9 protein-coding genes are annotated in these 8,404 nt (G+C 53.1%); all 9 read left to right on the top strand.

Annotated features, from left to right (window positions below):
* Window positions 1–130 precede the first annotated feature (130 nt).
* Window positions 131–1,123, top strand: a complete 993-nt coding sequence (locus tag IE091_RS18140) for a hypothetical protein (protein ID WP_189464302.1) — start codon at window positions 131–133, stop codon at window positions 1,121–1,123.
* A 434-nt stretch (window positions 1,124–1,557) separates the two neighbouring features.
* Window positions 1,558–2,043, top strand: coding sequence for a hypothetical protein (locus IE091_RS18135; protein WP_189464301.1), 486 nt, complete (start codon window positions 1,558–1,560; stop codon window positions 2,041–2,043).
* Between the two features lie 11 nt (window positions 2,044–2,054).
* Window positions 2,055–2,978 (top strand): hypothetical protein, encoded by a 924-nt coding sequence (locus IE091_RS18130; RefSeq protein WP_189464300.1) that lies wholly within the window; start codon window positions 2,055–2,057, stop codon window positions 2,976–2,978.
* 13 nt (window positions 2,979–2,991) lie between these two features.
* Entirely contained in the window at window positions 2,992–3,768 is a 777-nt protein-coding gene (locus tag IE091_RS18125; RefSeq protein ID WP_189464299.1) for a hypothetical protein, read from the top strand.
* Between the two features lie 37 nt (window positions 3,769–3,805).
* Window positions 3,806–4,252, top strand: coding sequence for a hypothetical protein (locus tag IE091_RS18120; protein ID WP_189464298.1), 447 nt, complete (start codon window positions 3,806–3,808; stop codon window positions 4,250–4,252).
* 36 nt (window positions 4,253–4,288) lie between these two features.
* Window positions 4,289–5,077, top strand: a complete 789-nt coding sequence (locus IE091_RS18115) for an ABC transporter ATP-binding protein (protein WP_229800901.1) — start codon at window positions 4,289–4,291, stop codon at window positions 5,075–5,077.
* On the top strand, window positions 5,070–6,266 hold the full coding sequence (locus IE091_RS18110; RefSeq protein ID WP_189464297.1) for an ABC transporter permease: 1,197 nt from the start codon (window positions 5,070–5,072) through the stop codon (window positions 6,264–6,266). The genes IE091_RS18115 and IE091_RS18110 overlap by 8 nt, the downstream gene beginning before the upstream one ends.
* Window positions 6,256–7,752 carry a TolC family protein gene (locus tag IE091_RS18105; protein ID WP_229800900.1) on the top strand — a complete coding sequence of 499 codons (1,497 nt, stop codon included), beginning with the start codon at window positions 6,256–6,258 and terminating at the stop codon, window positions 7,750–7,752. Before IE091_RS18110 ends, IE091_RS18105 begins: the two co-directional genes overlap by 11 nt.
* On the top strand, window positions 7,742–8,404 hold a 663-nt coding region (locus tag IE091_RS18100), incomplete at its 3' end, for an HlyD family secretion protein (RefSeq protein ID WP_189464296.1). The genes IE091_RS18105 and IE091_RS18100, both read left to right, overlap by 11 nt.

Here is an 8,404-nt window from a genome sequence, read left to right as displayed (position 1 = left end):
GCAATAACGGGCTTGCGAAAGCCAACTTGCACGGGGCGAATGATCAAAAAGTGCTCGCTGGCGGTGATAGGGAAAGTGTCGGCGCCGGCTTCACGGATTCAGGTATTCGTCTTATAAACGGAGATAAGTCATGGGAATATACTCTTCTACCTATGCCAGCAGCCTCTTGAACGCCAACAACCATTATAACGAAAAGGTGCTAGGGCGCGGCACCATAGGCGGCCACTACATAAATAATGGGAGCTATACTGGATTGCAGGCCGGTGACTCTCCTCTGCTAGTGAACTCATCCGGGGTAGGCGGTAGCCTTCCCCTGGCGCGGAGTGACGAAAAAAGCGCCGTGGTCACGCTCTCCCCTATGGCGATGGAGATGTCAAAAATCCTCTTGAAGGAAAGCGCGGCAACCGTCTCTCCCGCCGAGTTCGACGCTTTTCTAGAAAAAATGCATGAACAGCTCCAGGAAATGGGCAAGGGAGCGGAGATACTGCTCAAGCGACCGGACAGCTTGGACAAAAACCGGCTTTCTATCGCAGAGCAGGCGGCCAATCACCTGATGTCGAAATTTTATAATACCGACGAGCCGTTTCCCCACGCATCCTCCGAAAACCCTTTCGCCGAACTGGACAGGCACTCCCTCTCCAAAATCGCCTTTGATGATTCTGGAGACTTTACCTCAGCAGAGCGCTATTTGGCGTTTCTGCAGATGACGGAGAACGATACTCACTTCAGAAATCAGGCGCGTGAATTGTACCGCGAAACATATGCAGCGGAAGGTGACTACGCTGGCGCCTCCCTGGCTCACATGGCCAGGCAGGTAGACGCCAAATTGATCTCCGGCATGACGGAGGCGGAAAGAGCCTGGCGCGGTGTATCAGCTCCCGAAGAAAACAAGCTATTTCCAGCTAATAATGAGGAGCTTCCGGAGTTACCCGCCTACACGAATGGAGTAAAAGCATCGCTGGACAGCTTTTTTGTCGTGATGGGCGATGAAGAGGGGAGTGTGCTGCGCAGCATCGACATCAGAGCAGTGCTTGAAAACGAAGATGGCTTAAGCCTGCTGGAGATGGCGCTGCGTAACCTTGAGCAGAAAGACGCGGAAGAGCGAGACGCGGAAGAGCGTTAGTAGGACAGACGCTTCCGCGAATGCGTGGGAGGTTGTATGAGGTTAAACGAATGCATCATGGAAACCTTCTTCGGGGTGAACCGTGAAAAGGATAGCGAGCGCAATCCCAATGCGGCCAACTTTCACTGACCTTGACACGTCCTGCCGGGTCTCGTTCGTCGATCAACCACTTCGCGTAGCCGAGCAGCTCGGCGGTGCCCTGTACGCTGGTCAGCAAGACGAAAGTGTGACGAAAAAATGTATCTCCGGCCTAAAGCCTTGCCTCTCCCTGCCGATAGTCCTTCTTAGATGGCCGCTAAAAACAGCCGACTAGCCATCTGTGTATGTGAATTGCTTGTACCACAGCTGGTAGTGCTGCCGATGCATGGCAGGCTTGGCTGAAAAACTGGGTGAACACCACCCAACGTCTCATGCCGCTAAGTAGGAGAGCTGAAGTGAAAAAGGAAATTGGTGCTTATCTAGCTGTTGGTTTTTTCCTTCTGACATTGGGGGGTGTTGCCCACGGACAATCAAGTGAGGCTTCTGTTTCAACAGAAAGTAACCCTGGGAGAATGCTAGTACTTAGTGGCGGCGGTGGCATAAATCAATCCTTCCATCATCCGGCTAGAGCTGATTTCCCTCCAGGTACTACTTTGCCAAGAAAAGAGCTTACTAGTATTGAGTGGCAAACGACGTGGTATCCCGATGCCATTGGGTTGAGTGTCGATCTTTGTTATTTCCTCCCCAATTTAAGCAGTCCTGTCGGGTGTGTGGCCGTAACTCCTAATTCTTCGGGGAGCACTACGTTCTTTAGTGGTCAGCGCTTTGATATCGGTTCCAAGGTTGAGTTTGTCTATGAAGCAGAAAGTGCCACCGGAACACTTCCTAGACAAATAGAAAATGCTGGAAATGATAGTGTGGTTTTTAATTTCCAATACTAAATGGTGGAAAGATGGGCATCCATGGTGTGGGAAGTAGCTATATCGCAAATGCCACACTGGCTTCTGTAAAGCATGAGGCTGGCAAAGATGTCAGCCTCACTCAAAGCACAGAAGTTAATGTAAGAGGCGATAAGCAAGCACAAGAAAGCAGCACGGTTACCCTTAGTGGTCGTGCTATTATGGCTTCTCGACTGTTTTCCTCAGAAAGCGGAGAGCCGCCAGTGCTGCCGAATATTCGTACGAATGGCGAATATATGGGCATGCTGCCTCAGCATTTCTTGACGGAGAGTGATCGATCCCTTATTTCAGAAATGTATGAGTTGGCGTATGAGGAGGGTGTGGACCTACGGTATGTGGATCAACTGGCTAAAGATTTAGGGCGTTATCGTAAATATGACGATGGCTCTATGCGAGGGAGCTTTAATGAGAGCTCATACGACCTTCAAGGTCGAAAACAAACGGTGAGCTTTACTGAAAAAGATGCCACTACTGCTGAAAGAATCCTGTCGGGGAGTGCGTTAAGTTCAACACGTTTGGATCAAGGTTTTATAAGGTGGAGACTGGACCCCGGGCAGGGTTTTAACCTAAGCAGTAATCATGATTTTTTGGAACAAATGGTAACCCAATTTTCCTCCGGAGGTAATGAGGTAGCGGAGCTGGGTTCCAAGTTCTCCAGCTATGTCAGGTTAGAAAACAACTACATTCTTCATACAGCGGATGAAGTCACGCTGCATAGGCCCAGTGTTTCGGAAGCATCGACCGAAGAAGATCAGTTCAAGGAGGCACTGGCATCGTTCCAAACCACAAAGCAAGACCTCAATGAACGGCTGCTGGAGGGCTTCTTCGGCAAGAGTGAGGCGAGAAAAACAGAGCAAAGCCTGCTATCGCGGCTATTCGATCTGCTGAAGATATCCAACACAAGTAAGAGAGGCTAAGGAGAGCGTTCTCATGACCCCCATTACCGGTACTCCACACCCCCAGGTCGGCCAACCCATTGCAGGCAACAGCAACCGGGTTACGCCAGCCGCCAGCACGACCGAATACACCAAGGCCTCATCGTCGGCTAGTGGCTCGTCGTCGCCTTCCAGTCAGCTTTCCACCTTGGCTCAGCAACTAAGCGATAGCGCCCTACGTGCAGAAGAGCGTGACAACGCCCTGAGCCGCAAAGAGCTGGGTGTCAGGGCCGAGGAACTGCTAGGACAGATTCTCGGGCCGAACTACACGGCCAACAAGGCACGCCACGACAGCGAAGTGCCCAATACCGACGATCCCGCGCTGCTGGCTCGCGCCAAGCAGGCCACCGACTTCGTCAACACGGCAAATAGCAGCCGTGCAACGCCCAACCCCTTTGCCGGTCTATCAAATGATCAACTAACACTGATTATCTATGATGATAGCGGCGCCTATACTGTCAATGAACGCCGTGCAGCATATTATGAGGCCGCTGAACAAAGACAAGCCTGGAAAAGGGAAGTGGTCGCTAAGGCCATAGCAGAATATAATAGCACAGGAAAAATGACTAACTTCTATTCGGAAGTTCTAGCTTATTACGAATCATTGCCCCCGATTGAGCAAGCACAATATCCGGTCGGCTATACAGAAAATCTTCAGCAGCGGGTCGACGACGATACCGATCACCGCCCCAAGGCTGCGCAAACCCCAGATCCATTCAACCTTTTCGCAGTGCTGGATCGGCTCAATACCCATGGGCCTGAAAGCAAGTAAGGGAAGTACTCCCTAAAACGTCATAAGGAGATATGACATGCAAACATCGAAAACCTTTGTTGCAGGGCTGGTATTGATTGGATCGCTGGCGGCAAGCACCGCCTATGCGGGGCCGCCGGTAACCGTTACTTTCAAAAATGAGGCGAGTGAGGACGCAACCTACACCATCGTAAATGCGAATGAATCTAGCACCTACGCCAATGCATCGCCAAAGCCAGACGCAACGGTTAATGGCGGTGGAAGTGATATCTATATGGTACAAAGCCTTATCAGCCCAGATGCCAACTACGCTACAGTACGTTATCGTATTGGCAGTAAAGAATGCCGTTTCGATACCAGCTACGTCAAAATTCCCATGGGCGGTGTCATGATTCCTCAATGGAACGAGAACGCAAATGGTAGCGGTGGTGCCATATGTACCGCCAATATCACTTCGACCAATTTAACAACCCATGAATGGTCGGTTGATTTCATCATGAGATAATGGAGAAGAGTAGGCATAGCCTGCGGGGAAACGCCAATGATAGTGGCGTTTTCCTTTGTCTGTTTTTTTACGCTCAACATGTCATGTTCGGAAGAAGTTTGGGAAAGTATGATGCGTGACACAACAGCGTTGATTTCATTGAGAAATGTCGGCCACCACTATCAGGCGGGAGATCAGGCTTTACACGTATTGAAGCATATTACACTGGATATATGGCAAGGTCAGTCGTGCGTTATCCTGGGAGCTTCAGGGTCTGGTAAGAGCACTCTACTTAATGTTCTTGGTCTACTTGGCCGCCCTTCATCAGGTACGTTTCACTTTTCAGGTCGCGATGTGCAAAATGCCAGTACGGACGAGTTGGCATCGATTCGCAACAATGAAATAGGGTTCGTCTTCCAATCTTTCAATTTATTACCACGCCTGACGGCATGGGAAAATGTCGCCTTACCGCTGTCGTATCGTGGTGTATCGCGACACCAAGCACGCCAATATGCTATGGAGCAACTCCAAAAGGTCGGTTTGGCAGACCGTGCCACACATCGCCCATCGGAGCTTTCCGGCGGGCAGTGCCAACGAGTGGCAATCGCCCGCGCCTTGGTCGGTTCCCCCTCGCTTATCCTGGCCGATGAACCTACTGGCAATCTCGATAACCAGACTGCTGCCGATATTCTGAACCGGTTGCTTACGTTGAATCGCGAGCAATCCGTCACACTGATCTTGGTGACACACGATACCACCATGTCAAGACACTTCGACCGGCAACTGGAAATCCATCAGGGAGAAATGCATGAAGTCGTGGCCATTGGAGACCACAAACATGCATGATAAATCTGGCCACATTACCTTTGTGCAGGTGTTGGTCGAATCTATCGACAATCTGAATGTGTCGGGCAGGCGCTCGCTGTTAGCGCTGCTTGGCATCATGGTGGGTAGCGGGTCGATCATTGCTCTGCTGATCATCGGTGGGAGCGCTGCCGAGGAAGCGATGCGCACCTTCCGCCATATGGGCACGGATACGTTGATTGTCACGTTTCCATCCGAGAGGAGAGATCAGCGGCAAGTGCCGGCTCATTTAGACACCCAGGCAATGCAATCGGCATTGCCGGATATTACCGTGGTCGCGCCGCTCAGCCATACCTCCGGTAGCATCAGCTACGCAGGGAATGAAGTTAATGCCTCCTTAGTTGGTACCACGGGCGGTATGGCGGCGGCTATTGAGTTGCAACTCCAAGAGGGTAGACATTTATCCCGTTTTGATCGGCGAGAAACTTTTGCTGTTGTGGGCGCACGAGTCGCTGAGGAACTAGGAGCGCCTGGGCGCTCGCTGCAAATCGGTGACCATATCCGCATTGAGCATTATCTGTTCGAAGTGATCGGTATCGCTGAGCCTTGGGTTGCTAACCCGCTGATTCCCATCTCCGCGGATGATGCTGTATTGGTGCCTCTGGAGGGGATGCGGCGACTGCATCCTACTCCTCAGATCAACGCTATCATCGTCCGCAGTGGGGATACCGAGTTGACTGAGCTAGCCCAGGCGATACGTGACTACATGCAGGGGTTGTGGCAGAGAGAAGTGAGTGTGCAGGTCCCCCGACAGCTTCTTGATGGCTTGAAGCGGCAGGCCAATACCTTCGCTTATCTGCTGGCAGGATTGGGCGGCATCTCGCTGTTGGTGGGCGGGGTGGGGGTGATGAATGTGATGCTGATGAGCGTGGCTGAGCGTAAGCGTGAGATTGGCATTCGCATGGCGCTGGGTGCGCGGCGACGGGACATCCGCCGCTTGTTTCTGCTCGAAGCGGTCAACCTCTCGCTGCTAGGAGCCGTATTGGGTGCGGCGCTGGGGTTGGCAGTGGCTTATGGCTTCATCCGCTTCTCCGGCTGGGAGTTTCACATGACACGAGAGGCACTGCCGCTGGGCGTGGGCGGCGCCCTATTGGCGGGTATCTTCTTCGGACTCTATCCAGCAGCGTTGGCTTCTCGTCTTCAGCCAGTGGAGGCGCTGCGTGCCGATTGATTCACGGCTTCTACTGGGCGCGATGACCGTGCTGATGTTCTTGAGCACTCCCGCTTGGTCGTGGATGGAGGAGGTCCTACAGCCTTCAGAGCCGGTGATGACCCATCCACTAGTAGTGGATGAGCCGTCTGTCGGCGAAGTAATGGAATTGACGCTGGCCGAAGCTGTGGCTCGGGGATTGCAAGGTAACCGCACCATCAGTAGCGCCTACTGGCAACGTATTTCACAGCGTCTCGACCTGGAAGTGTCGGAGGAGCAGTTTGACCCGCAATTCAATGTGCGAGGGCGATATCTCGCCACTCAGCGAGATGATGACCACGAACAGATCAGCGAAATCTCGCCCACGGTGATTATGGAGGGGCCGCTGGGCACCAACTTCAGCCTTTCGTGGACGGAAGCGCTCAACCGCAGTGGCGAGATAGGTAGCCGCCATAGTAGTGGCGTCACCATGGCGGTGATCCAACCGTTATTACGCGATGCTGGCCGAGATGTGGCGACGGCACCACTGCGCCTGGCGCGACTCAGAGAGCAAATGAACCAGTTAGATCTCCAATCAACGGTCTCTCAGGTGGTGACCCAAATTGTACTCGCGTATCGGGAACTACTGCGCGCTCAGGAGCAAGTGCGAATCGCAGAAGAGGGGCTAGCACGCTCACGGCAACTAGCCGAGGTGAATGAGGCCCTGATAACCGCTGGGCAGATGGCGGAGTTCGATATTTTGCAGACCCAGGCCGATATAGCGAGACGCGAGCTTGATATAGAAGAAGCAGTAAACCAGCTTGAGTCGCAACGGCTGGAATTATTGCATTTGATGGCTATGGATCTTTCCACGCCTCTACAAGCCATCGATCCGCTGGAAGCACGACAGGTCAGCCTCGATGCAGAAAAGGCGCGACAAATCGCTAAGACCCATCAACCAGAATACCTAAGCCAGCTGATTGCACGGGAACAGGTGGAAATTCAAGGGACGGTAGCTCATAACCAGCGGTTGTGGGACGTCTCACTGGTCGGTGGTGCCAGTCAATTACAAAACCGTTTCGGCAGCAGTGAGTACGCTGGTGACCGGCGCTGGGACGCCTATGCCGGAGTGCAGGTGGATATTCCTATTAGCAATTCAGGGCTGCGTAGGGATGAGGTCCAGGCGCGGGTCAACATCTATGATCAGGCATTGCGACTTACCGAGACCGAGCAAACCCTGGTGCGGGATATCGAGGATGCCGTGCGCAACCTGGAGGCGCAGTGGCGCCAGTATCAGCTAGCCCAGCGCGCCATCGAACTCTCGCAGAGATCATTGGAAGTTGAGCGTGAAAAGCTCTCGGTAGGTCGCTCTAGTAACTTCCAAGTGCTGAATCAAGAGACGGAGCTACGCAATGCTGAGCACACCCGGTTAAATGTGTTGATTGCTTATCTCAACTCCCAGACCCAGCTTGACCTGCGGCTGGGTATGACCTTGCAGAGCTGGAATATTGCCCTCAATGACGACTAACTCGATCTCCCAAAAAAAGCTTTGGTTAATGCTAGCCGCATTGCTTGCTGCGCTCGGGGCTGTATGGCTGTTTGTCCAGCATAACAGTCAGCCTATGCTACAGGAGGAGATCTCCTGGGTATCGGTGGAACCGCAACCGCTGGTTCAACAAATCGGGTTAGTAGGGCGCATTGCCCCAGCCGAGCTGCGCACCGTGAGTTCGCCCTTCGAAGGTAATGTACTTGAGTTGTTGGTATCAGAGGGCGGCCGAGTGGAGAAGGGTGATGCACTGCTGCGGCTTGACACAACTCAGCTAGACATCCAACTGCGAGAGGCGCTGGCCCAGCGCTTGCAGACGCAGAGCACACTCAACGGATTGCAAGCGTGGGAGGAGGGGCAAGAGGTGGCACGGGCGCGACGAATGTTGTCGACATCACGGCTCAACCTCAATGATACCGAACGGCGCTTGAATGAGATTCGCATACTGCTGGAGAAAGGCATCGTGCCAAGGATGGAGGTAGAAGCTCTGGAGCAACAAGCCATCATACAGCGGTTTGATCTGGAAGCTGCAGAGGCGGAGTTGGCCTCTACCCTTGATCAGGGGCGGGGAGATAATCGGCGCATCGCCGAGATGGAGCTTGAGAATGCTGCGGCTCGCCATGAAGCTCTGTTG

The sequence above is a fragment of the Vreelandella hamiltonii genome, assembly GCF_014651775.1.
GTDB classification, from domain to species: Bacteria; Pseudomonadota; Gammaproteobacteria; order Pseudomonadales; family Halomonadaceae; genus Vreelandella; species Vreelandella hamiltonii.
Note: the sequence above shows the minus strand (reverse complement) of the source record. Positions and strands in the feature narration are given on the sequence as shown.

Excerpts from the sequence above, each read along its gene's own strand:
- IE091_RS18140 (WP_189464302.1), top strand. The coding sequence starts at position 131 with ATGGGAATATACTCTTCTACCTATGCCAGCAGCCTCTTGAACGCCAAC.
- IE091_RS18130 (WP_189464300.1), top strand. The coding sequence starts at position 2,055 with ATGGGCATCCATGGTGTGGGAAGTAGCTATATCGCAAATGCCACACTG.
- IE091_RS18125 (WP_189464299.1), top strand. The coding sequence starts at position 2,992 with ATGACCCCCATTACCGGTACTCCACACCCCCAGGTCGGCCAACCCATT.
- IE091_RS18120 (WP_189464298.1), top strand. The coding sequence starts at position 3,806 with ATGCAAACATCGAAAACCTTTGTTGCAGGGCTGGTATTGATTGGATCG.
- IE091_RS18115 (WP_229800901.1), top strand. The coding sequence starts at position 4,289 with ATGATAGTGGCGTTTTCCTTTGTCTGTTTTTTTACGCTCAACATGTCA.
- IE091_RS18110 (WP_189464297.1), top strand. The coding sequence starts at position 5,070 with ATGCATGATAAATCTGGCCACATTACCTTTGTGCAGGTGTTGGTCGAA.